This is a genomic window from Paenibacillus sp. NPDC057967 (genome assembly GCF_042887015.1).
In the GTDB taxonomy this organism is placed as follows: domain Bacteria; phylum Bacillota; class Bacilli; order Paenibacillales; family Paenibacillaceae; genus Pristimantibacillus.
Window position 1 is genome coordinate 449,548 of record NZ_JBHVQB010000006.1, and the last position, 22,218, is coordinate 471,765.

At 53.2% G+C, this 22,218-nt stretch carries 27 protein-coding genes and 1 riboswitch; of the genes, 20 read left to right on the plus strand and 7 right to left on the minus strand.

Annotated elements, in window-relative coordinates:
- Nucleotides 1–208: 208 nt before the first annotated feature.
- The gene (locus tag ACFVSO_RS18150; protein ID WP_387476084.1) at nt 209–424 is read right to left on the minus strand and encodes an alpha/beta-type small acid-soluble spore protein; all 216 of its coding nucleotides are present in this window, start codon (nt 422–424) and stop codon (nt 209–211) included.
- A 171-nt stretch (nt 425–595) separates the two neighbouring features.
- Here ACFVSO_RS18150 and ACFVSO_RS18155 point away from each other — a divergent pair, with 171 nt between their 5' ends.
- Entirely contained in the window at nt 596–1,180 is a 585-nt protein-coding gene (locus ACFVSO_RS18155) for an ATP-dependent DNA ligase (protein WP_387476086.1), read from the plus strand.
- 94 nt (nt 1,181–1,274) lie between these two features.
- On the opposite strand, the gene ACFVSO_RS18160 is transcribed toward ACFVSO_RS18155, so the two are convergent.
- Nucleotides 1,275–1,757 carry a C40 family peptidase gene (locus ACFVSO_RS18160; protein WP_387476088.1) on the minus strand — a complete coding sequence of 161 codons (483 nt, stop codon included), beginning with the start codon at nt 1,755–1,757 and terminating at the stop codon, nt 1,275–1,277.
- Between the two features lie 198 nt (nt 1,758–1,955).
- Here ACFVSO_RS18160 and ACFVSO_RS18165 point away from each other — a divergent pair, with 198 nt between their 5' ends.
- Nucleotides 1,956–2,735: an alpha/beta hydrolase gene (locus ACFVSO_RS18165; RefSeq protein WP_387476090.1), complete on the plus strand. Its 780-nt coding sequence runs from the start codon at nt 1,956–1,958 to the stop codon at nt 2,733–2,735.
- A 22-nt stretch (nt 2,736–2,757) separates the two neighbouring features.
- Here ACFVSO_RS18165 and ACFVSO_RS18170 read toward each other — a convergent pair whose 3' ends face one another.
- The 3 genes from ACFVSO_RS18170 to ACFVSO_RS18180 all read right to left on the minus strand — a co-directional run bounded on the left by ACFVSO_RS18170 (nt 2,758) and on the right by ACFVSO_RS18180 (nt 7,328).
- A complete protein-coding gene (locus ACFVSO_RS18170) occupies nt 2,758–4,893 on the minus strand; it encodes a hypothetical protein (protein WP_387476092.1) in 2,136 nt (711 codons plus the stop codon).
- A gap of 411 nt (nt 4,894–5,304) precedes the next feature.
- Nucleotides 5,305–6,129: an aldo/keto reductase gene (locus ACFVSO_RS18175; RefSeq protein WP_387476094.1), complete on the minus strand. Its 825-nt coding sequence runs from the start codon at nt 6,127–6,129 to the stop codon at nt 5,305–5,307.
- Between the two features lie 32 nt (nt 6,130–6,161).
- Nucleotides 6,162–7,328, minus strand: coding sequence for an iron-containing alcohol dehydrogenase (locus tag ACFVSO_RS18180; RefSeq protein ID WP_387476096.1), 1,167 nt, complete (start codon nt 7,326–7,328; stop codon nt 6,162–6,164).
- Between the two features lie 182 nt (nt 7,329–7,510).
- Here ACFVSO_RS18180 and ACFVSO_RS18185 point away from each other — a divergent pair, with 182 nt between their 5' ends.
- Nucleotides 7,511–8,416: an ArsR/SmtB family transcription factor gene (locus ACFVSO_RS18185; RefSeq protein ID WP_387476098.1), complete on the plus strand. Its 906-nt coding sequence runs from the start codon at nt 7,511–7,513 to the stop codon at nt 8,414–8,416.
- 91 nt (nt 8,417–8,507) lie between these two features.
- Here ACFVSO_RS18185 and ACFVSO_RS18190 read toward each other — a convergent pair whose 3' ends face one another.
- Nucleotides 8,508–9,398 carry a J domain-containing protein gene (locus tag ACFVSO_RS18190; protein WP_387476100.1) on the minus strand — a complete coding sequence of 297 codons (891 nt, stop codon included), beginning with the start codon at nt 9,396–9,398 and terminating at the stop codon, nt 8,508–8,510.
- Nucleotides 9,399–9,581: 183 nt separating this feature from the next.
- Here ACFVSO_RS18190 and ACFVSO_RS18195 point away from each other — a divergent pair, with 183 nt between their 5' ends.
- The 10 genes from ACFVSO_RS18195 to ACFVSO_RS18240 all read left to right on the plus strand — a co-directional run bounded on the left by ACFVSO_RS18195 (nt 9,582) and on the right by ACFVSO_RS18240 (nt 16,871).
- Entirely contained in the window at nt 9,582–10,100 is a 519-nt protein-coding gene (locus tag ACFVSO_RS18195; protein WP_387476102.1) for a hypothetical protein, read from the plus strand.
- Between the two features lie 101 nt (nt 10,101–10,201).
- Nucleotides 10,202–10,245: riboswitch (PreQ1 riboswitch) on the plus strand.
- Nucleotides 10,246–10,400: 155 nt separating this feature from the next.
- A complete protein-coding gene (queC, locus tag ACFVSO_RS18200; RefSeq protein WP_387476240.1) occupies nt 10,401–11,069 on the plus strand; it encodes a 7-cyano-7-deazaguanine synthase QueC in 669 nt (222 codons plus the stop codon).
- The gene (gene queD / locus ACFVSO_RS18205) at nt 11,069–11,515 is read left to right on the plus strand and encodes a 6-carboxytetrahydropterin synthase QueD (protein ID WP_387476242.1); all 447 of its coding nucleotides are present in this window, start codon (nt 11,069–11,071) and stop codon (nt 11,513–11,515) included. The genes queC and queD overlap by 1 nt, the downstream gene beginning before the upstream one ends.
- Entirely contained in the window at nt 11,508–12,239 is a 732-nt protein-coding gene (gene queE, locus ACFVSO_RS18210; protein ID WP_387476104.1) for a 7-carboxy-7-deazaguanine synthase QueE, read from the plus strand. The genes queD and queE overlap by 8 nt, the downstream gene beginning before the upstream one ends.
- Nucleotides 12,240–12,311: 72 nt before the next feature.
- Nucleotides 12,312–12,815, plus strand: a complete 504-nt coding sequence (queF, locus tag ACFVSO_RS18215; protein WP_387476106.1) for a preQ(1) synthase — start codon at nt 12,312–12,314, stop codon at nt 12,813–12,815.
- A gap of 237 nt (nt 12,816–13,052) precedes the next feature.
- Nucleotides 13,053–13,634 carry an SLOG family protein gene (locus tag ACFVSO_RS18220; protein ID WP_387476108.1) on the plus strand — a complete coding sequence of 194 codons (582 nt, stop codon included), beginning with the start codon at nt 13,053–13,055 and terminating at the stop codon, nt 13,632–13,634.
- 95 nt (nt 13,635–13,729) lie between these two features.
- Nucleotides 13,730–15,085 carry a hypothetical protein gene (locus ACFVSO_RS18225; RefSeq protein WP_387476110.1) on the plus strand — a complete coding sequence of 452 codons (1,356 nt, stop codon included), beginning with the start codon at nt 13,730–13,732 and terminating at the stop codon, nt 15,083–15,085.
- Nucleotides 15,086–15,406: 321 nt separating this feature from the next.
- Nucleotides 15,407–15,796, plus strand: coding sequence for a phage holin family protein (locus tag ACFVSO_RS18230; protein ID WP_387476112.1), 390 nt, complete (start codon nt 15,407–15,409; stop codon nt 15,794–15,796).
- 144 nt (nt 15,797–15,940) lie between these two features.
- The gene (locus tag ACFVSO_RS18235; RefSeq protein ID WP_387476114.1) at nt 15,941–16,342 is read left to right on the plus strand and encodes a YhjD family protein; all 402 of its coding nucleotides are present in this window, start codon (nt 15,941–15,943) and stop codon (nt 16,340–16,342) included.
- A gap of 145 nt (nt 16,343–16,487) precedes the next feature.
- On the plus strand, nt 16,488–16,871 hold the full coding sequence (locus ACFVSO_RS18240; protein ID WP_387476116.1) for a cupredoxin domain-containing protein: 384 nt from the start codon (nt 16,488–16,490) through the stop codon (nt 16,869–16,871).
- Nucleotides 16,872–16,934: 63 nt separating this feature from the next.
- Here ACFVSO_RS18240 and ACFVSO_RS18245 read toward each other — a convergent pair whose 3' ends face one another.
- The gene (locus ACFVSO_RS18245; RefSeq protein WP_387476118.1) at nt 16,935–17,192 is read right to left on the minus strand and encodes a hypothetical protein; all 258 of its coding nucleotides are present in this window, start codon (nt 17,190–17,192) and stop codon (nt 16,935–16,937) included.
- Between the two features lie 129 nt (nt 17,193–17,321).
- On the opposite strand from ACFVSO_RS18245, the gene ACFVSO_RS18250 reads away from it, so the two are divergent.
- The 7 genes from ACFVSO_RS18250 (at nt 17,322) to ACFVSO_RS18280 (ending at nt 22,126) form a co-directional block, all read left to right on the plus strand.
- Entirely contained in the window at nt 17,322–17,609 is a 288-nt protein-coding gene (locus tag ACFVSO_RS18250) for a Dabb family protein (protein WP_387476120.1), read from the plus strand.
- Between the two features lie 150 nt (nt 17,610–17,759).
- Complete coding sequence (locus ACFVSO_RS18255; RefSeq protein WP_387476122.1) at nt 17,760–18,185, plus strand: DUF86 domain-containing protein; 426 nt, start codon at nt 17,760–17,762, stop codon at nt 18,183–18,185.
- An 89-nt stretch (nt 18,186–18,274) separates the two neighbouring features.
- A complete protein-coding gene (locus tag ACFVSO_RS18260; RefSeq protein ID WP_387476244.1) occupies nt 18,275–18,940 on the plus strand; it encodes a helix-turn-helix transcriptional regulator in 666 nt (221 codons plus the stop codon).
- 264 nt (nt 18,941–19,204) lie between these two features.
- Complete coding sequence (locus ACFVSO_RS18265; protein ID WP_387476124.1) at nt 19,205–19,660, plus strand: DUF948 domain-containing protein; 456 nt, start codon at nt 19,205–19,207, stop codon at nt 19,658–19,660.
- Nucleotides 19,661–19,711: 51 nt separating this feature from the next.
- Nucleotides 19,712–20,101, plus strand: coding sequence for a YtxH domain-containing protein (locus ACFVSO_RS18270; protein ID WP_387476126.1), 390 nt, complete (start codon nt 19,712–19,714; stop codon nt 20,099–20,101).
- Nucleotides 20,102–20,288: 187 nt separating this feature from the next.
- Entirely contained in the window at nt 20,289–21,098 is an 810-nt protein-coding gene (racE, locus tag ACFVSO_RS18275) for a glutamate racemase (protein WP_387476128.1), read from the plus strand.
- A 149-nt stretch (nt 21,099–21,247) separates the two neighbouring features.
- Nucleotides 21,248–22,126 (plus strand): M14 family metallopeptidase, encoded by an 879-nt coding sequence (locus ACFVSO_RS18280; RefSeq protein WP_387476132.1) that lies wholly within the window; start codon nt 21,248–21,250, stop codon nt 22,124–22,126.
- Nucleotides 22,127–22,218: the final 92 nt, after the last annotated feature.

The window sequence follows — 22,218 nt, forward strand, 5'->3', positions numbered from 1 at the left end:
CGTATGTAGCAAGGACAACTCTATCCCATTTTACCGATTTTTGCACACAAAGGAAAGGAGAAATGAAAAAAGAGAGCGCAGCGGCGCTCTCTGATCCAGGCAACTATAAGCAAGTATACGGTTGATCGGATACTGGTCTTATATGTAGACGCTCTGCCGGATATGTCCGCCAGTGAGCGGTTCGTGCCGATTGCATCGAGCTGCCGGTCTAGCGGCGGCCTGCGAGCTGTTGCTCGGCAATTTGCACGAGACGTCGTGTGATGTAACCGCCGATGGAGCCCATGTCGCGGGTCGTCATATTGCCATAGTAGCCGTCTTGCGGAAGCTGGATACCCAGCTCTTGCGCTACTTCATATTTCATTTGCTCCAGCGCGGCACGCGCTTGGGGAACGACCAGGTTGTTGCTGCTGCTTTGGTTTGCCATCTTAATTCAGCCTCCTTCAATCGTGTGGCGAAGACTAAGCTTCTTTGCTAGCATTCGCTCTGAAGCTATTATGCGCATCCAAAAAAGGATTATTCGCTAATCCCACCTGTATTTACCGACGAATTCACGTATAGATTCATGATAAGATGGGGAATACGGGAGGAAGAGGCTATGTTCATACAACCGATGTTGATGACGGAGAAAATGGAGCCGTTTGAGGATCGCCATTACTGGTTCGAGCCAATCGTTGACGGCCAGCGGCTGCAGCTTCATATGACGGCAGGAAAAGTAACGCTGTTGACCCGGCACGGCAACGATACAACAGCTCAATATCCGGAGCTACATAATGTGCCGCTCAACAGGCCTGCGGACGTCGTGCTGGACGGAGAAGTCGCCTGTCTGGACCCGGAGACAGGGCGCACAGATTTTGCCCGGCTGCAAGAGAGATTTCGCATGAAGGGCATTCCCCGGATCAGGGAAGCCCGTAAGACGCTGCCGGTTATTTATTTCGTATTTGATATCCTCATGTACAATGGCGTCGATCTGCGCAACTTGCCGCTTATAAGCCGCAGGAATCTGCTGGAATCGCTGCTTGAGGACAATCATTATTATGTCAAAATGAGGCATTGGGAGCGGGACGGCTTTGCCGTATACGAAGCTGCCGGGAAGCTGGGACTGGAAGGGATCGCGGGCAAGCATAAGTACAGCCGCTACGTCGAGGGAAGAAGCGACAGCTGGCTGCGCATCAGCCTGTAATCGACAGTGATAATTCGTCATTAGTGTAATTATAGAAAGAGCCTTCATCCCGCTGGCGCTAGCGGGATGAAGGCTTTTTTAGGTGATGGGTCTATTAAAGCACGCGTCTTGCTGTTACATATTTGCCTTTCCAGTAGCTGGAGTTCATGCTGGTGATCGTCACACCTTGGCTGCTGGAGCTATGAATGATTTTGTTGTTGCCCGCATAGATGGCGACATGGCTGATGGATTTGCCGTTTGTCTTGTAGAAGATAAGGTCGCCCATGCTCAGGGAGGCTTTGTCTACTTTGGTGCCCATGCTTGCTTGTGCGGCGGATGTGCGCGGCAGCCACACTTTAAAGGACTTGAATATGTATTGCGTAAAGGAGGAGCAGTCGAAGGAAGCGGTGCTTCCGGCTTTTGCCCCGAATTTGTAAGGGGTACCTATGAATTCCTTGCTCGATGCGATGAGTTCGGTCGAAGTCGGTGTAGCTGCATGAGCTTTGTCGCCAGCTGTTCCAAAGGTGAGAGCAGACCAGGCGATGGCTCCGCATGTTCCGATTTTTACGATGGTTTTAAGCAGATTGCTGTTTCTCATGTTGTTCAGTTAATCCCTTCTTGTTTCGTGATGTATCCACACTATAGCATAGTGAAACAGGGCCTATTTTCCTGTATGAGAATGATAATCCAGCGTCATTCTGCGATTATGAGCGTTTATGAGAAAAACATGAAAATTTATTAATCTTATGCTACATTACGATTAGCTCCATTGATAACACTTTCGAGGGGGATACAAATGGCTCTTCTTACTTGTCGATTTTATTCGGAAACGCTAGGCATGAGCACGTCTATGACTGTTATTCTGCCCCAGGCTACAAGGTCGCAGATCGGAATGGACAATACCGCTGCTGCCGGGAAGCACAAGACATTGTTTCTGTTGCATGGCTTATCAGATGATGATTCCATCTGGGTCAGACGGACTTCGATCGAACGGTATGTGGCTGAGCATGGACTAGCGGTTGTGATGCCTAATGTGCATCGCAGCTTTTATACGGATATGGAATATGGGGAGGCTTACTGGACATTCTTGACGGAAGAACTGCCGGCTGTGGCGCGCTCCTTCTTTCCGCTCTCTGAAGCAAGGGAAGATAACTTTGTGGCGGGTCTGTCGATGGGCGGCTACGGCGCATTCAAGTGGGCGCTGCGCCATCCTGACCGGTTTGCTGCGGCGGGAAGCTTCTCCGGAGCGCTTGATATTGCGGCGCATGTGAGGGAAGTTGGGGACTTTGACCGCATCTTCAAGCTGATCTTCGGTGACAAGGAGGTTCAGGGGACGGATGATGACTTGCTTGCGCTGCTGGGGCGGTCTGCTTCTGGACAGAATGGGCCAAATCCGCTTCTATACCAATGCTGCGGCACCGAGGATTTCTTATACAACGGCAACAAGGCCTTCCGCGATGCATGCGAGAAGACCGATTACCAGCTGACTTACAAGGATGGGCCGGGCGGACATAGTTGGGCCTATTGGGACGAGCATATTCAGCAGTTTCTGAAATGGCTTCCGCTAGGCATGTAGCCTCTTGGAAGCGGCTACATGCCTAGCGGTTGGCTTTGCTGATCATCTCGCGATGGTCCCATAGCAAGGACCGCAGATTGGACTTGGAGCCCTGTATGACAAAGTGGGGAATGCCATACATCTTCGCAATGTCGATACCGTCCCACGTCGCCCGATGCGATGTGGAGGTGATGAGCAGGAATAGCGCTTGCGAGCGGCGCAATTCTGCCGCGACACGCTCCGGATGGTCGCCGGTATCATGCGCCAGCTCGGCGCCGCTTTCGTGAACGACATGCTCGAACCACTTGCGGACGCCTCCGACGATGGTAATGAGGCAGTCTTGCAGGAAAGGCGTCGGCTGCTCCTTGGACATAAGCAATTTTCTTTTTTCTTTGTTTTTCTTCGATGCGGATTGCTCAGCCTGTGCCGGGTGCACAGGCTTTGTTTTGCCTGCGTCGGCTGTCAGGACTTCGCCCTGCAGGCGGTAAAGCTTGGTCAAACGCGCGATATGGCTGCCCTCTGCAACGTTGAAGGAGCAGGGATCGCCATGCGCAGGCTTCTGAATTTCGATATCTTTGTAATGAATTTGATAGCGGTTGGACGGATCGTTCATATCGACGCAGAACCAGAGATGGCCTTCGCCCGTCTCGATATAGCCGTCAAATTGATGGATGGGGGAGAACGCATCGTCTCCTTGAAAAAGCAGCTGCAAATCGTAATACAGCGACTTGCCATCCTGCTTGACCGGCGTACACAGCATCTCGGCCTCGTGCTGGAGCTCATGCTGCTGGACAAGCGATTCCGTAATGTTGAACGATTCGCCGCTTTCCAGTCGAATAAACCCGCCATGATCGCGGCGGAAGAAGGTGCCGTACAACGAGTTCGGCGAAGGCTGCACATGCAACAGCGGATGGGAATCCTCCGCTTGCACCTCTGGTTCCAGCTCCTCGCAGACGATTGGCTCGACAGTCTGTTTATTCCGAAGGGGCTGAACTTCTTCAATCGGAAGTGTATTCAGCATGAGATACTGGTCTAGCGCATCCAGCAAATCCAGCGCCTTGCGCATGCGGTTGCGGGAGGCGAGGGCGGTATGGCGCGAATCGTCATTGCGCGACGCCGGTACGGACTGTGCGACCGAGGCAAGCTCCATCTCGATGCTGTGAGACAGCAGCTTTGCGATGGATTCCGGGCTGGTCAGCTGGTTCCGCACATCGGATATGGCCTGCTTCAAATTCGCCTTGTCCTTCTCCTGATAATCGAGATCCTTCTTTTGATCCTCGATGGTGCGCTCCAGACGCTTATTCTGCTGGTTCAGCGCGCGAATCTGCTCCATGAAATGGTGGCGTTCCTCCAGCCAATCCGTCTGCTCTCGCTTCCAGTGGCGATCTCGCTCCGTCTGGGTGCTCTGCTGCTGGCTAATCATGTCGGCAGCTTGCTCCGCTTCATCTCTCAAGCGCTCGATTTCCTCCTCCAACAGCTCCATTTCCTTCGACTTCATCCTGATCAGCTTGTTCTTCTGGACGAGGTCATGCTCCAGTCTCTGCCGCGTCGAGCTTTCTTTTTTATATAAATCACCGAGTATTTTGATTTTCTTATCCAGCTTTGCATGGTCCGTATGCTCCTCTTCGGGAGCTTCCGCTTCCGTCGGCAGCTCCCCCAACAGATCGGCATCACCCGTCTGCAGCCAGCGCTCCTCCAGCTTTTTCATTTCCAAAAGCCAGAGATCATGCTCCTCCGATTTGCCGGGGTGGAAATAGAGTGTCCAGTAGTGGGACCAAAATCCCTCGGTCTCCAGCCGCTTCTCTTGCTCGTCGAGCAGGGCGGTAAGCGGGGGCCAATCTTCATCCTGTTTGTAAGGCAGCTTCTGAAGCACAGTCAACATCAGCCGGCGCTTCAGGGCGATATTGCCGGGAGCTTGCTGCACATAGGTCCGAAGCAGCTTCACGAACAGCATATCCGGCCACTTGCGAAGTTCGCGCCTGGCAAAGGGGAATTCCAATGTTAGCGCCATCGCCAGCTTCTCCTTATCGGAGAGCTGCTTGGCATAATCGAGGAACATTTCGTTCGGCAGGGGCTGATGGGTCTCCCGCTCCAATATCGTACGATAGGCCTCCATTTCTTTTGTCCATTCGGGGGATTCCAACAGGCCCGAGATACGGGCTTTTGACTTTATATCCACCAGCGCTCCTCCTTCGCGAATTGCTCTAGCAAACATTCGACAAACGTTTGCACTTTTCCTTTGAACAACAAGGACGTTCTGTGAATTATTTACAGGATAATCGTTTCATTGATGATGAAAAGGCATGACTTGCGGAATGGGTGGGGACTTTAGCACTATTTGGTACATAAGCAGGCGTGATTCCTTCTGATTTCTGCTTCTTCCCTGAACGGCTCATCCGGCAATAGAATAAGAGGATAAAATCTTCTTCTATATGATATCTATTCCTACTAGGTTACTATATTCATCTATGCTTGCGCAAAGCCGGAAATTTGGACCCGGAATCAGACGGTAGTCCTTCCGGCATTCCTGTGGGAATACAGCAACAGCGCCGAAGCATCATGCTTCGGCGCCGCTTGGTAACGAAGATTATTAGAAATTGAAATTGTCAGGGTCCGGACCAAAGCGCTGGTTGTTGTTCAGCGCCGAGATTTGCGCGACTTCCTCTTTGGTCAATGCGAAGTCGAAGATGTCTGCGTTCTCGACCAGGCGGGAAGGCGTTGTCGTTTTCGGAATCGTCACGACACCTTGCTGGAGATCCCAGCGCAATACAACCTGTGCAGGGGACTTGCCGTATTTTGCCCCGATTTCGGCGAGCAGCGGCAGATCCAGGTTGCCTTGCATGAGCGGGCTCCACGCCGTAAGACGGATGTTATGCTCCTGGCAGAACGCATGGAGGTCGACTTGCGTCAGCAGCGGGTGGTATTCCACTTGGTTGACCATTGGAACGACTTCGCTCGATTCAATAAGGTCCTTCAGATGATGGATCTGGAAGTTGCTCACGCCGATAGCACGAGCTTTGCCTTCACTGTATATTTTCTCAAGCGCTCTCCAAGTATCCTTGTATTTGCCCTTCACCGGCCAGTGAATAAGAATGAGATCGACATAGTCCATCTCCAGCTTGTCCAGGCTGGCTTGGAACGCTGCGAGCGTCGTATCATAGCCCTGCTCGGCATTCCAGATCTTGGTCGTGACGAACAATTGATCGCGCGCTACGCCGCTGGCGCGAACGCCGGCGCCTGTGCCGACTTCGTTCTGGTAGGCTGCCGCGGTATCGATGCTGCGGTAACCCGCTTCAATTGCCGCTTGTACGGTAGATGCGGCTACGTCATCCGCTACTTTCCATACGCCGAGGCCGAACTTCGGCATGTCAACGCCATTGCTTAAGGTATAGCTTTCTGTCAACGCTTTTGTCATGATGGAGTGCTCCTCTCGTTAATAGGGATTCATTATAGGGACATACGCAAAATTTCACGTACATCGTTCCTGCCGAGACGCTTGAACGAGCCGATATCGCCGTAACGAACCGCTTCCTCAGCCATTCGATCGAGCTGATCCTCACCGATGCCGAAGTCCGTGAGCTTGGATTCCGCGCCGATGCGTGTGAAGAAATCACGAGTAGCTTGGATGCCTGCTAGGGCGATCTCGTCGTCCGATTTGCCGGCAGGGTCAACGCCCCATACGCGGACCGCATACTGAACGAATCGGTCGATCCGCTCCTGGTACACATAACGCATCCAGTTCGGGAAGATGATGGCAAGGCCGGCGCCATGGGGAATATCGTAGATGGCGCTCACTTCATGCTCGATGCCGTGTGAGGCCCAGTCATTGGCCATGCCAAGGCTGATCTGTCCGCCGTTCAGCGCCATAGTCCCGCACCACATGAGGTTGGCTCTTGCGGCAGCGTCCGCCGGATTGGCGGTGGCCTGCTCTACATTCTCGATCACCGTCTGCAGGATGGATTCGCAGAATCTTTCTTGCAGCGGCGTATTGGTTGTTTTGCTGAAGTACTGCTCGAATACATGCGACATAATATCAACCGAGCCGTACACGGTATGATTGCGAGGCACAGTGTAGGTCAGCGTCGGATCAAGGATCGAAAACTTCGGATACAGATGAGGGCTGCCGCTTCCGCGCTTCAGCTTCTCTTCCCAGTTGGAAATGACGGTATTGCCATTCATCTCCGAGCCGGTAGCCGCAAGGGTCAGGACCGTGCCAATGGGAAGCGCTTGCTGGATCGAAGCTTTGTGCGTGAAGAAATCCCATACATCGCCGTCATACAGCGCCCCCGCCGCAATGGCCTTGGATGCGTCGATGACGCTGCCGCCGCCAATCGCCAGAATGATATCGATCCCGTGCTCCCGGCAAATATGTATGCCTTTCTTCACCGTAGTCAGCCGCGGGTTCGGCTCCACGCCCGCAAGCTCGAAGATCGCAACGCCGGCATCCTTTAATTGCTTGACTGCGCGCTCGTACAAGCCAGTGCTCTTGATGCTGCCTCCGCCGTATACGAGAAGGGCTTTCTGTCCATAGGATGAGGTCAGCTCTCCGATTTGATCGGCTGCCCCTTCACCGAATACGATGCGGGTAGGGTTGTAAAATTGAAATGGATTCATAGCGCGCCTCCTTTTAAATATTAACTTTTAGGTTAACTAAACTGAAAAATACGGCCTTTCGGGATTCATTTTATTGAATAGAGTGTGGGCTGTCAAGTTGTACGGCTTCTATTGTTAGATTAACTTTTAAGTTATATAATGAAGCTGCAAATGGAGTAATGACAGGGAAAGGGTTTTGCAGGATGGATATTGAAGTGAGCAGCCGCAACATGGGATTTTTGGAATGCTTCTCCTCTCCTACACGCGTCCGAATGATCGAGCTGCTGGGCGAGAGGCCCATGAACATCAAGAGCTTGTCGGAAGCGCTAGACATAAAGTCTCCGATCGTGACCAGGCATATACATATGCTGGAGGAGGCGGGCATCGTCCGAAGCGAAAGCATAGCTGGCAAGCGGGGAATGCAGAAGCTATGTTATTTGCAGCTTAGCCAGGCAACCTTGTTGTTCAAGGGCGCGCCCAAGCCGGAGGACAAAAACCGATACTTCGTCTCCTTGCCGGTCGGCACCTATGCTTCCTACGAGGTCAAGCCGACTTGCGGACTTGCCGCCGCCGACAGGATGATCGGCATGTGCGACGATCCCCGGTATTTCGCTGACCCGGAGCATGTGCATGCACGGGTTATCTGGTTCGGATCGGGGTACGTGGAGTATCGCATTCCTAATTATATGGTCAGCAATGAACAGCCGGATTCGCTGGAAATTTCGCTGGAGATTTGCTCGGAGACGCCTTGCACGGTCAACCATCTGCCCTCTGACATCGTATTTTCAGTGAACGGGACGGAAGTGGGTACTTGGACATATCCTGGGGACTTTGGAGGTGCGAGAGGGGTCTATACGCCGGCTTGGTGGTACAAAAACATCCATTACGGCCTAATGAAGACGATCCGCGTGACACGCCAAGGCTCGTTCATCGATGGCGTGAAGGTGTCTGATGTGACGATCGACGGGCTGTCCCTGTCCTATGACAAGGAGATTTTGTTCCGGATCGCCTGCAGCGCTTCGGCGAAAAATTGCGGAGGCGTAACGCTGTTCGGCAAAGACTTCGGCAATTACAATCAGGATATTGAAGTCACGCTGAGATGCCTGTAGTCCTTTGGATGGAATGGACTGACGAATAGAAGAAGGGCAAGTCCACATTGCAGCACAGCTGCTGTCATGGACTTGCCCTTTGTTGTATCCCTTACGGCGAGGGAATGGTCTTCGCATAATGTTCAATAAACTTCACGGCGTTGTCAGGACGCTCCGCGTTGGCGCGAACGCCGGCGATCAGCTCGATCTTCATCATTGGCAAATCCTTGAACAAGTCCGACTTGCTCAAATCCAGGCCATAGACAGAGCCTTCCGGGTCATCCTCCGTCTTCAGTTCAAGGGCAGCCGCCCCGTCCGCGTAAGCGGCCAGCTCAGGACGGTCGTCAAGCGGCAAGAGCGCCCCCTGCGGCCCAAGCCACTCGAACATATATTTGTCCATCAAATATAGATCGGGAATCTCGGACATAAGCGTTACGAGCGCCTTCTGCAAATACGCATACCGATTCATTTCGTCCTGCGGTACAAAGATCGTGGAGTATTCCAATCTCTTCCACTCTGGAAACGGCTTCATTAATGCGTTCATGACAAGATCCTTTTCTTGTCCGCTTTCTTCCATGAAGGTGCCCATAAATGTCACTTGCAGGTCCATTGGCGGCAGGCTGGCCAAATATCTTTCATGCTCCTTATGATCGATATAGCTCATAATGCCATAGATAATAACCCCGATCAGTGCGATGGCGCCTAGCGTATGAATCTTATAATACCGCCAGAAGTGATCCAGCTTTTGCGCTTTGCCCGCCATGTTTTTGTATTTGCCGTATTCTTTTTCATTGAACTCTTGCGTGTACTTCTCGTCCTCACGGGCCAGGATGAGCCGGTATGCGGCCGTCACCTGCCGAAACTCCTCGTCTCCGGCCGGGTCTCCCGACTTGGACCGCGTCTTCTCCCGCCTGACTAGCGTCGAATAGCGTTTTTCCACTTCTTCTTTGGATGCATGCTCCTTAAGTCCCATTGCCTTGTAAGCTTGCTTCAAATCGTCCACTCTGTCACCTCTATTGAATTAGGAGATCTAGCAATCTGCTATATACAAGTATACGGAAAAAGGGAAGCCCAACGCAAACTTGGAACGCCTGTAATTTTGCGAGGCATGGTACAATAGAAGGAAGTCCCTGATTAAGGGACCCTATTTTCTTAAATCAGGATGAAATAAAGAGGTGAATACAGCATGTTTGACCCGACCATATTCGATAATTTGAAGGTCGCTTTCGAGAATGAATTGTACGATCTGGATAACCTGGATCGGATCATTGATATTACAGGCCGCAAGGATGTACTCGACATGGCGGTCATGTCTCGTGAGTTCTCGGTGTCCTTCCGGCTTGCGGGGAGCGGAGACGGCGTGACGGCCGAGCTGGTGCTGGATACGTCGCTGCGCGACCTGTCGGCAGAGATACTGGGGCTGCAGGGGGAAAAGGCGGCTTGCAGCCTCGTTATCCTGTTTCATACCGAGGTGGAGGCGGATGGCCTCGAGACGCGCTGCCGGGAGATTGAACGGTGTATCGCCGATATTTGGATGCCGGAGAAGGTCCCCGTCCAGACGCTCAGCCGGGTATTCGGCGAGAATAGCGAACGTTACCGCAACCGGGTAGAGCTCCGCTTCAGCCGACGGATCGGCGAGGAGCAGATGGAGGATATTCCGGAGCTGATCGAGCATGCCGTCCGCACGCTTGCGGCGCTGGCGTGAAATAATTGCTATTTGCATCCCCCCGCGACTATGCTATAGTACGAGTGAACAATTGAAGAGAAAATCCGGCTCAGCAGCGAGGCCAGCAGGCTTGGGTGGCGCCGGGAGAGGTTCGCGAACTCCCTCTATAAAAAACTAAAACGAAAAGCGGTAGCCCTGTTTGGGCATCGTCGTTTTTGTGTTCGGCGCATTCGCGTTCCTGCTTAGGGACCCGAGGCGCCGTTTCTTATTTCTATGCGCCGGTTCCGGTCGGGGCCGGTGAGGAGTTCCGCCTTCTCTAATTTGGGAGGAGACAATATGTTGAAGAATGAAAAGGCCGTTGTGGTATTCAGCGGCGGGCAAGACAGTACGACCTGCCTGTTCTGGGCATTGGAGAGGTTCGCCGAAGTAGAGGCGGTCACCTTTAACTACGGGCAGCGCCATAAGCTGGAGCTCGATTGTGCGGCAGAGATCGCGGGGGAGCTTGGGATCAAGCATCATGTGCTGGATATGTCCTTGCTGAACCAGCTTGCGCCCAATGCGCTGACCCGGGATGAAATCGATATTGAGCAGAAGGACGGGGAGCTGCCGACGACCTTCGTCGACGGACGGAATTTGCTGTTCCTGTCGTTCGCGGCGGTGCTGGCCAAGGGCATTGGCGCGAGGCATATCGTCACCGGCGTATGCGAGACAGACTTCAGCGGCTATCCCGATTGCCGTGACGTATTCATCAAGTCGCTTAACGTGACGCTTAACTTGTCCATGGATTATAACTTTGTTATCGATACGCCGCTGATGTGGCTGAATAAAGCGGAGACGTGGGCGCTCGCCGACGAGCTGGGGGCGTTCGACTTTGTTAGGGAGCGCACGCTCACCTGCTACAACGGCATCAAAGCCGACGGGTGCGGTGAGTGTCCGGCTTGCCAGCTCCGCCGAAGGGGATTAGAGGAATATGTGGCATCGCGCGGTCCTGGGGGTGCGGGAATATGATGCTCCAGCAAATGTACCCGTCTGTGCCTCATGATTATAACTATGAACTGAATAAGGATTTTCAATTTGACGCTGCCCACTTTGTGCCGTCCGAAGCGGCGGGCAAGTGCCAGCGGATTCATGGCCATACGTATTACGCCAATGTGACCGTTGCCGGAGACGAGCTGGATGAATCCGGCTTTCTCGTGAATTTCGCCACAATCAAGGGGCTGATTCACGGACGATTCGATCATACGCTGCTGAATGACGATGCGGAAAGCTTCGACGCCGCGAATCCGGACCGCTTCCCGACGACGGAGGTGGTCGCCCGGACGATCTGGGAGCTGGTGCAGTGCTATCTCGACGACATGCCGAACAAGCCGGCGTGCCTCCAGGTTTATTTGAGAGAGACGCCTACGAGCTATTGCATCTACCGTCCGAAGCGAAAGGCGGCTTCCCATGAGTAGTCCAAGACGCATTCCGGTCATGGAAGTGTTCGGGCCAACGGTACAGGGAGAGGGCATGGTCATCGGCCGCAAAACGATGTTCGTCCGCACAGCAGGCTGCGACTACCAGTGCGCCTGGTGCGACTCCGCGTTCACATGGGACGGCACCGGCAAAGATGGGATTCGGCTGCTGTCCGCGAGCGAGGTGATCGAGGAGCTGGAGCGGGTCGGGGGTTCTTCCTTCGACCATGTGACGATATCCGGCGGCAATCCCGCGCTGCTTCCGCAGCTTGGAGAATTGATCGGAGACTTGCATGAGCGGGGCATCCAAGCCGCGCTGGAGACGCAGGGCAGCCGGTGGCAGCCTTGGTTCGCCGATATTGACGATCTGACGCTGTCGCCCAAGCCGCCAAGCTCCGGCATGTCGACGGATTGGGCGGTTCTGGACGACATCGTGGCGAGGCTGCTGGAGGAGGAGAGAGACTTTTGCCTAAAGGTCGTTGTATTCGATGAAATGGATCTGGTGTACGCGAAGTCAGTGCACAAGCGGTATGCGGATGTGCCGTTCTATCTCCAGGCCGGCAACGGCAATTTGACGGAGACAGAACCTCGCTTGATGCTGCCGTATCTCGTAGAGCGGTATGAATGGCTGATCGGGCTTGCGATGGCGGACGATGAATGGCGGAGCGTGCATGTTCTGCCGCAGCTTCATACCTGGGTATGGGGCAACAAAAAAGGCGTATAGCGGCGGCGAATGAGTCATGTTGAGCGGATCATCGTCAGCAACGTTTATTATAGAAAAGGAAGTGAGCTTCACATGGAAGGCAGAAACCAAGAAGAGCTGATGCAGGGAGGCATTACGCATCTGGGCAATCAGGGAACGAAGTACCCGTTCAACTACGCGCCGGAGGTGCTGGAATCCTTCGATAACAAACATCCGGGCCGCGATTATTTCGTCAAATTCAACTGTCCCGAATTTACGAGCCTGTGTCCGATTACAGGCCAGCCGGACTTTGCGACGATCTATATCTCCTATATTCCCGATGTGAAAATGGTGGAGAGCAAATCGCTGAAGCTGTATCTGTTCAGCTTCCGCAATCACGGTGATTTCCATGAAGACTGCATGAACATTATTATGAATGATTTGATCGCGCTGATGAATCCGCGCTATATCGAGGTGTGGGGCAAGTTCACGCCGCGCGGCGGCATCTCGATCGACCCGTATTGCAACTGGGGCCGCCCTGGCACGAAGTATGAGGCGATCGCCGAGCATCGTCTAATGAACCATGATATGTATCCTGAAAAGGTGGACAACCGGTAACAGGCCGGTTGTATCCAAGCAGACGTCCCGTCCGTCTGGAGGCTGCTCAGCTCTCCGAACGGACGGGGCGTTTTTTGTTTTGGCTTGGAATAGCGACGTGCTAAAGCTCTGAGCTTCTCTGGAAAGAAGTGCCGCGTGACGGGACAGTTTGTGCTACGATGTAAGAGTTGTCTGCGTGAGGTTTATACGCTGAGCTGTGCGCTGCAACTCTATTAATTCGCAAAGGCGTTGTTATCGATGAAAAATGTGCTCATCACCGGCTACCGCGCGCATGAGCTGAATATATTCAGTCAGAAGCATAAAGGCATTAAGTACATCCAGCAGGCGATTGTCGGCAAGCTGCGCCCGCTGGCGGAGGAAGGACTGGAATGGGTCATCACGCCGGGGCAATACGGCGTAGATCTATGGGCTTGCGAAGCGGTCATCGCACTAAAGCGCCAATACCCGAAGCTCAAGCTGTCCATTATTACAGCCTATGCCAATCCGGAGGAAGGCTGGAAGGAGGACAAAAAAACGTATTACCAGAGCCTCCTGCCCGGCGTCGATTATTGTGCCTCGATCTCGAAGGGGCCTTATGAGGGCGTCTGGCAGTTTACGGCGAGGGACGAGCTGCTGCTGCGCAAGACGGACGGGGTCATCCTGGTCTATGATGAGGAAGCGGGAGAAGGCAGTCCGCGGTTTATGAAGGAAAAGGCGATGAAAAAAGTGCATGCCGACGGCTACCAATACATCTCCATTACCTCCGACGATATCCAGAGTATCGCGGACGAGGACAGCTATCGCGAGATGGAGGAGCCATTTCACGAAGAAGAGGGTTGACAGTGTCCTTAAGAGGTTGCTATAATTCACCAATGACATTAATTCCGATAGGTTATATAGGGATTATAAACAACTTTTATAAGGAGGCAATACCCATGACCACAACTAGAGTAAGATTCGGCCAATGGACAGTCGCGCTGCTGGCAGCGTTCGCCATTCTGTTCACGGCAACCGCTTCGCATGCCGCGCCATCGACGGCATCCCAGCATGCCTTGGACGGGGCTGCCGAATACAAGCTGTTCCTGGAGGACAAATTCGATGTCCGCCTGGAAGCCAAGCTAAGCAAAGGAAACTTTATCGAGGCTGTAGCCGATGTGTTGAACATCGACGCGCCAAAAGACAAAGCCGTGTTCGCTGATGTGTCCCCTTCGGATGATCTGTATGACGCTGCTGCTGCACTGTACGGCAAAGGAATTCTGCAAGGGCCTGCTATCGGCGGCGAGCTGCCGCTGACGAATGCCGTAGCCGTCTCCATTGCGGTTAGAGCCGCGGATTTGAAGGAGCTTGCTTATACATATCCGTCTGCGAAAGTAGACAAAGCGCTTGACCAGCTTGGCATCTCCGCTGCGGGCCTTGGCAAGCATGTGGCCCAAGAACTGGCGGCTGCGGTCGATACGGGCTTCATTCCTGCGGAGTACCGCCAAGGCTTCTCCCCTAAAGCGACAGCGGACCAGGCGTTTGCGAACGTGCTGTTGGGCAAGGTGCTGGAGACGAAAGGCCTGTACAAAAATTACATCGGTTATATTAGCGATGCCGACATTATCGCCAAGCTTAATCAGGCGTATGCGACTTCGGACATCATCCAGGCGCCGAAGCTGCAGAAGCTGGTTAATACTGCGCTGGAGCAAGAGCTTATTACCGGCTACAACGTGAAGGATTCACGTTTTGAATCCAATTTTGTAGACGAATTGGCGCTTACGTACGGACATTCCGATCTGAAGCATGCGATCCAACTAATCGGCCTGCTGCGTAGCGAAGGACTGGACGCGAAAGTGCAATTCGAGCCGAAGACATCGGCCTTCGTCCATCTGCTGGAGTGGGGCGATCCTGGCCCGAACGTTGTGAAGATTGCGAATGGCAATTATATTGCCTATGCCAAGGAATATGACCTGGAGTTCGAATTCGCAACGAAGAAGGATAAAGAAGCGTTCCAGGCAATCATTCTCGCTTATGCCAAGAAAAATGAAGCTGACCAGACTGGACTTATCGCCGCTTCATGGTGGCAGCCGCTGTATTATTCCGCAACTGAGATCGCTGACTATGAAGTCATTACGAACAACCTCATCACCGATCCGGAGGGCCCGTACACGGTGCATCCGTTCTCTCTGAATGAGAACTCCGAAGCGGTAGTGAAGGGCTTAAAGGCCATTGATCCGGATGCTGTTATTACACCTTACCGGTTCTGGGTCGACGTCCCTTTCTTCAACTATCTGCACGGTGAATCCACTTAGCGTTAAGGCAGCAATAAGCAATGGATCAAGAGCTATGAAGTCGCACAGACATTCATAGCTCTTTTTTTACATTTGTAAGGGGAATTTGCAACCAGACAGGTTATAAGCGGCATGTTTCTTCTATATAGAGTTTCGCGGGGATGAACGGTTGTCCGATTTGGACAGCCGTTTTTTTGCGCATTAGCCCAAAGTGTTTTGTTCCTCATGCGCTCATGCTTCTCCACATGCGCCTGATTTTTGGCAACAGGGACAAGTCAACGGACAGGGGAAAGACATGCCGCATATAGTATCTCATCATGGATAGGAAAAGAGGTGCAGGACATGCCGTTGATCTGGACTTGTTCCGTAACTGGCATAGTGGGGTCTATTATTACGTTTGCGTTTGGAGGCTGGGTGGAGTCGCTTACCGTTCTTGTTGTTGCGATGGGGATGGATTACGTAAGCGGCGTCGCCGCTTCGATCAAGGAAGGCAAAGGATTGAACAGCGCGTTCGGAGCTTGGGGGCTCGCCCGCAAAGGATTGATGCTGCTTGTCATTCTGCTTGCCCACCGTGTGGATATATTGCTGGAAACGAGCAACGTGACGATGGGAGCCGCGATCTATTTTTATATTGCGAACGAATTAATATCGATTACGGAAAATTACGGAAGAATGGGATTGCCGCTGCCGGAGAAAATTCGCAAGCTAATTGCGGTGTTGAAGGAAAAGTAAGAGAAGAGCTGGCAATCGGAAGCTTCCAAAAACCTCCAGGGGAAAGCGGCGGAGGTTATTTCCGCTTGCATGTAATTGCGTGGTTCGCATATAATAAGAACAGGTGTTCTGGTATATTGAAAGCAATGTGATGGAGGGGTGGCTATGGCCGCTAACGGAATAGAGGTACGCGGGGGAGCCGCACCTGCGGCAACGCCGCCGATTCAGACCGAAGACGAGCTTGCGCTTGTGAAGCGCTGCGTGTTGCTTGGTATTGTAACGCGCGTATTGGATCATGATATACGGGTTGTCGATTCGTCAGGCATGAAGCTGCCGCGCTTCTACGAATCGTTCCTTCGCGGCATTCAGGATCGGGTGCTGCTGGATTTGGCGGACTTGCGCAGGCAGTTCCGCAGCCGTGGCATCAAGATTTATGAAGAGAAGCAGGAGAAGGATGGGCTTCTTGCGAAATACGTTTGCCGCGGCTATCACCATGAGTTTTATATGCTTTGGGGTTTCGTCAAGGCGGAGTCGGAGCGTACATTGAAGCAATATTTGTCTAAATGATGTCCAAATGATGTCCAAATTGTTCAATGTTTTGTCAAAAAGAAAAAAAACTTTTCCACTTTGCGCAGTTTAAGGTTGAGAACTTCGGACGATCTTATGTAATATAAGAGGTAGACATTATGATCGCAAAGGGGAGCACGTAGCAATGCACAAATGGATTATGTTCGTCGTCTTCACAGCGGCAGCCGTGCTGGGCATTTATCTTCTTACATTCAACATGCCTGAGAAGCCGGTTGAAGAAGAATTGCCAGAAGGCGTATCGCGTATGACAATTGAGGCATACAGCGATTTTACGTTCAACAAGGAAGTATTCACGGCGAAAGTTGGAGACAAGGTTATTATGAAGCTGACGAACAAGAGCGGCGTTCACGGCATTCATATTGACGAATTGAAAGTAGCACTGGATAACGATACGCCGGAGACGGAGCTGGAATTCACTGAACCGGGCGAGTACGAGATATATTGTTCGGTTCCTTGCGGCGCCGGACATACAACGATGAAAGCGAAGCTTATCGTCGAAGCAGCGTAAGAGAAAGCATGAAGAAAAGGAGCCGAGAGGCTCCTTTTCCATTACGCTCTTGTTCCGGGGACTCTAAGCGGTCGAGCGTCTTTTTCTGCGATCGCGTGCGATGAAGACGTCTGCGATGTAGCCGATGACGGCCCAACTGATAATCGTAAGCACATACATCAGCAGGACGCTTACTTCATGAATATCGACGAAAAAGTCGGCGAACCATGCCGGAATGCTAAGCATGAAGAAAACCATGTTATGCGGGTCATAACCCGTGTAATTGAAAGCGCAGATCGCAACAGCGATCAGGGTAGCGATAATCGTAACCGTATAGCGCATAGGGATTGATCTCCTTTAACTAAAGATTGCCGTAATACGATTCCATAGGTTATTATGTGACAAAAGGACGAAACTCATGCCGAAGGCGCAGGGTAACCCAATAGACGATGATTCCAGGAGGCTATGATCATGATTACACATATCGTTTTCTTCAAACTAAAGGATAACAGCGCAGAGAGCGTGGAGCGCACGGCACAGGTGCTTCGCGATATGGAAGGCAAGATCGACGAGCTGAAGCATTTAGAAGTTGGTATTGACGTGCTGCACTCGGAGCGTTCGTACGACATCGCCCTTATTACAAAATTCGAATCCATGGCTGCCCTGGAGGTTTATCAGGTGCATCCCGTACACAAAAAAGTAATCGAGCATATGACGCAAGTACGCGAAGCTTCCGTAAGCGTTGACTTTGAGAGCTAAGGGGTATCCAAGATATGCAGGAGATGAGAGACGTATATGAAATGCTGACTTATTTGCTGGTCATCATTTTTAGCAGTATTATTATGGTCGCTTGGCTGAAACGGAGAGCAAAACGCAAGAAATAGAAGTTAACCGAAAGCAGGGAATGCGATGTATTACGTAAATCAGGAGCAGATCGCCGTTCGTCTGGATGCGATACCGGAGCTGGCGGAAGCGCTGAGCGCGCTGGCATCCGACTGGAGAGGCGACTTGCTGCAAGGAATGGCACAGGAGCGCGCGCTTCATCTTGCCATCGAGACCGTAACGGACGTAGGCAGTTATCTGATCGACGGTTTCTTGATGAGGGATGCGAGCAGCTACGAGGATATTATTGAAATTACGGGCGGAGAAGGTGTATTCTCTGCCGAGCTTCAAGCCGTGCTGACGGAGCTCGTGAAGCTTCGCAAGCCGCTTGTACAGGATTATTATGCTTGGCCGCGCAGCGAGCTGCATCCTTTTACCACGCAGCTGTCGGCACAGTTAACGGCGTTCCGGGATTCCGTAGAGCGTTATTTGAAGCAAGAGCTGAGCGTATAGCTTCAAGAACCAGAAGGCTTGGAGAGCAAACCGGCAGCGATGTCCGGAAACGGGCAGATCGAATGGGCGGAGGTGGAGTCGTGAAACGAATGGATAGCGACAGGCAAGGCGGGCGCGAACCGAAGTCCGCTTCTTCGACCCGGGAGCGCATTCTTCTGCTGATGAAGACACGAGGCAGGATGAGCGCAAGTGAGCTTGCTTCAGAATTGAAGCTGACCGAGATGGCGATCAGGCGGCATATGTACGAGTTGGAGGGCGCGGGCAGCGTTCAAACGGTAGCGATTCGCCAGCAGGTGGGCAGGCCGCTGCATAAGTTCGAGCTGACGGCTGTCGCGGATGAATTGTTCCCCAAGAACTACCATGCGCTAGCGCTGGATTTGCTAACGGAGCTGGATGAAGATCCTGAGACGGCCCTGTTGATCGACCGCATGTTCGAGGGAAGAATGCGCAAGCTGCGCGACCGCTTCTTGCCCCGGATGCAAGGATTGGGCTTGGAGGAGCGCGTGCAAGCACTGGCTGTCATTCAGAATGAAGGCGGTTATATGGCGCAGGTAGAAAGAGACAGCGAGCATCGCTTCACGCTGCACGAATACAATTGTCCGATTACGGGCGTTGCGGGCAAATATGAGCAGGCTTGCAATTGTGAGCTCGCTTTGTTCCGCAGCTTGCTGGAGGTGCCGGTGGAGCGTACGGAATGTCTGGCGAAAGGCGGAAGCCGGTGCAGCTACGCGATTGACGGCAAGGTGAGCCCGTGATTCGCGATTAGACCATAGAATGACAACAGAGACAAAGCTTGGCTGAGCAGCCAGGCTTTTTTTGTTGTACGGAGTATTCAAGGGGCTTTAAAGGAAGTGGTGTCTGGCAGTCGGCAACCCTTCACTCAGAATTAAGCATGGCGTTGTGTCAAGACGAGCCCATGCTGCTTATACTGTCATTACGAAGTAGGCATTCGTCTAGCCCGCAAGGCTCCGGGGCAAGAGGTCGGGGCTGCAATGGCGGCTGGAGAGGAGGCGTTCGACATGGCGGAATGGAGCGCGGCGGTAGCTGCGGCAGCATTCGTAGCTTTGGTAGCGGGATTGTTAGTTGGGCTTCGCATGTTGCTGCGCAGGCTTGGGCAAGCGCAAGCGTCAGTGGAAGCAATGCAGGCCGATCTGCACAGGCTTTCGACGGAAATTGGGGCGGTGCTTCAGCCTGTGGAGCAGACAGCCAAAGGCGTGCAGCGAAGCTTGGAAGCAGCAGGGGGATTGGTGCAGGCGGTTCGTCAAGTAAGCGGTACGGTCGAGAGAACGTCATCGGCTGTCGAGCGCGTCGCGACGACTCTGTCCGCGTCAGCTGTCAAGCATGCGGAGCGCATTGCGGCTAGCCGCCATCTGGATGAGGCGGCGCAGTGGGCGGAGCTTGGGCTGACGGCCTGGCAGCTGTGGCAATCGAGAAGCAAAGCGGAAGGCAATCATGATTCCCGCCCGAATGGCTGAATCAACAAGCCGAGACGAAGGGTACTCTAATGACGAAGGGAGCGATTATCGATGTCAACACGTAAAGACACTAAAGGATTTTTGCTGGGTGCGATAGCCGGAGGGGTTATCGGGTCCATTACGGCTTTGCTGTTCGCGCCGAAAGCAGGCAAGGAGCTGCGCCAGGATATTTCCGCGGGAGCTCAGAAGGTAGGCGACTCGACGATCAAGGCAGCGAATAAAGTCGGCGAGACGACAGGCCGCATTGTGCGGGAAATTGGCGATCAGGCTTCCACGATTGCGGGCAATGTCGTAAGCAGTGTAAAAGGTATACGCAAGCCTGCGGATTCAGCCACAATTGCGACGGTATCGGGCATCTTGACCGAGGAGTTCGCAGAAGAAACGATTGAGGCTGCCGCAGAAGCTGTAGTGGCAGAGGAAGCATCTTCCAAGCAGCTGTAACACCATGGATAGCACATAACGAAGAGCCGGCGCAGGCGGCAAGCGCTTGGCTCTTTGCCGTATCCAGAGCTTCTTGAACCTTGTCCCTATTTGCGTTAAGATGTAGGTACGTTTTCGATGTCGAATTCATATGCTATTCTGTCTCGAAATCGGATTCCATCATCTTGTTTAAGAAAGCGGTGTGTTTGTGCAGCAACCGATAGCGATACTAGATTCCGGCGTGGGCGGCCTTACGGTTGTTAAGGAAGTGATGCGCCAATTGCCGCGCGAGAAGATCATTTATTTCGGAGATACGGCGCGTACCCCGTATGGACCGAGAACCCCTGAAGAAGTAATGCGCTTTACTAGAGAAATCGTGGATTATTTGATACAGTTTCATCCGAAAATGATTGTCATTGCCTGCAATACCGCTACAGCGGTGGCGCTGGCGGACATTCGCGCCAGAGTCGCCATTCCGGTCGTAGGTGTTATTAATCCCGGCGCCCGTGCTGCTATCGGCAGAACCAAGACCGGCTGCGTAGGCGTCATCGGCACGGAAGGCACGATCAAGAGCGGTGCGTACGAGCAAGCGCTGCGCGAGCTGTCGCCTCATGTGCAAGTCGTCAGCGAGGCATGTCCGAAGTTCGTGCCGCTGGTAGAGCAGGGCAACTTCCGCTCGATCGAGACGTATGACGTCGTAAGGGATTCAATTTCCCATATGCGCACGTATCCGATTGATACGCTTATCCTGGGATGCACGCATTACCCGTTCCTGACGGAGACGATCTCCGAGGTGATGGGGAGCGAAGTGAATCTGATCAGCTCCGCCGATGAGACGGCAAGAGAGATCAGTACGATTCTGCAAGACAAGCGCAAGCTGGCCCGGAACGATCAGGTGCCCGTGCACCAATTTTTCTGCAGCGGGGATCCCGGCATGTTCAAGCTGATTGCGCAGCAATGGCTCGGCGAGCAGATTGAGCTGACGCCGGTTGTCTGGCAAATTCCGAATATCGTATAGAGCAGGGCGCATCACGCGCCAATAAAGAAACGAACAGCCGTCTCCGGAAGGAGCCGGCTTTTTCATTGGCGCCGTTCAATGATAGGACGGGCTTCTTCGCGCATAGGATGAATAAAACCATCCTGGCGAGAGCGGAGGGGAAAGCGTTCGTGAATGCAGATTATGGCTTCGATGATATGATGCGAGAGATTCAGAGCTTGAAGGCCATTAACCCGTGTGTAGGTGTATATCAATATGGACAAAGCGTGTTCGGTCGCCCTCTTGTAGCGCTATGCTGCGGCCGCGGCTCGCGGCTGATACATGTGAATGCCTCCTGCCATGCGAATGAGTGGATCACGTCGGCATTATTGATGCGATTCATGACGGAGCTCTCCGGCGCTTATTCTAAGGAAGAGCGTCTGGGCGGAGAGGATGTAGGGGCGTTGCTGGATACCGTGACGCTATGGGCGGCGCCGATGGTGAACCCGGACGGGGTAGAGCTCGTCCAGGGGCGATTCCACCATTCCCATCCGCATTATCGGACACTGATGGCGTGGAACGGAGGGCTTGAGGACTTCAGCGGCTGGAAAGCGAATATTCGCGGGGTGGATTTGAACGATCAATTCCCTGCCTACTGGGAGGAGGAATGCAAGCGCAGGGCTGTGGTGTCCCCGGCCCCCCGGGATTACCCTGGGGCTCATCCGCTCTGCGAGCCGGAGGCGGCGGCGCTGGCGGAGCTGACGGAACGCCTCGGGTTTCACACCGTTATAGCGCTTCATACCCAAGGAAGAGAGATCTACTGGAACTACCGGGACTTCGAGCCGCCTCATGCTGAGGCCTTGGCGGGCCGTCTCGGAGCCGCGAGCGGCTATGCGCCCATCAAGCTGAGCGGCAGTGATGCGGGCTACAAGGACTGGTTCATTCACCGCTACCGCCGTCCCGGCTTTACAGTGGAGGCCGGCTACGGGGAGAACCCGCTCCCGGCCAGCGCGTTCGACACGATCTACGCGGAGCTTAGGCCGCTGCTGCTGGAGTCGCTAAGACTGTAGCGAGACGGAGGGCGCAAGCGAGAGGCCGTTCCATGAGTTGGCAGATGGACATGGAACGGCCCATAGGAGAAAAGGGGAAAGCTATGATATAA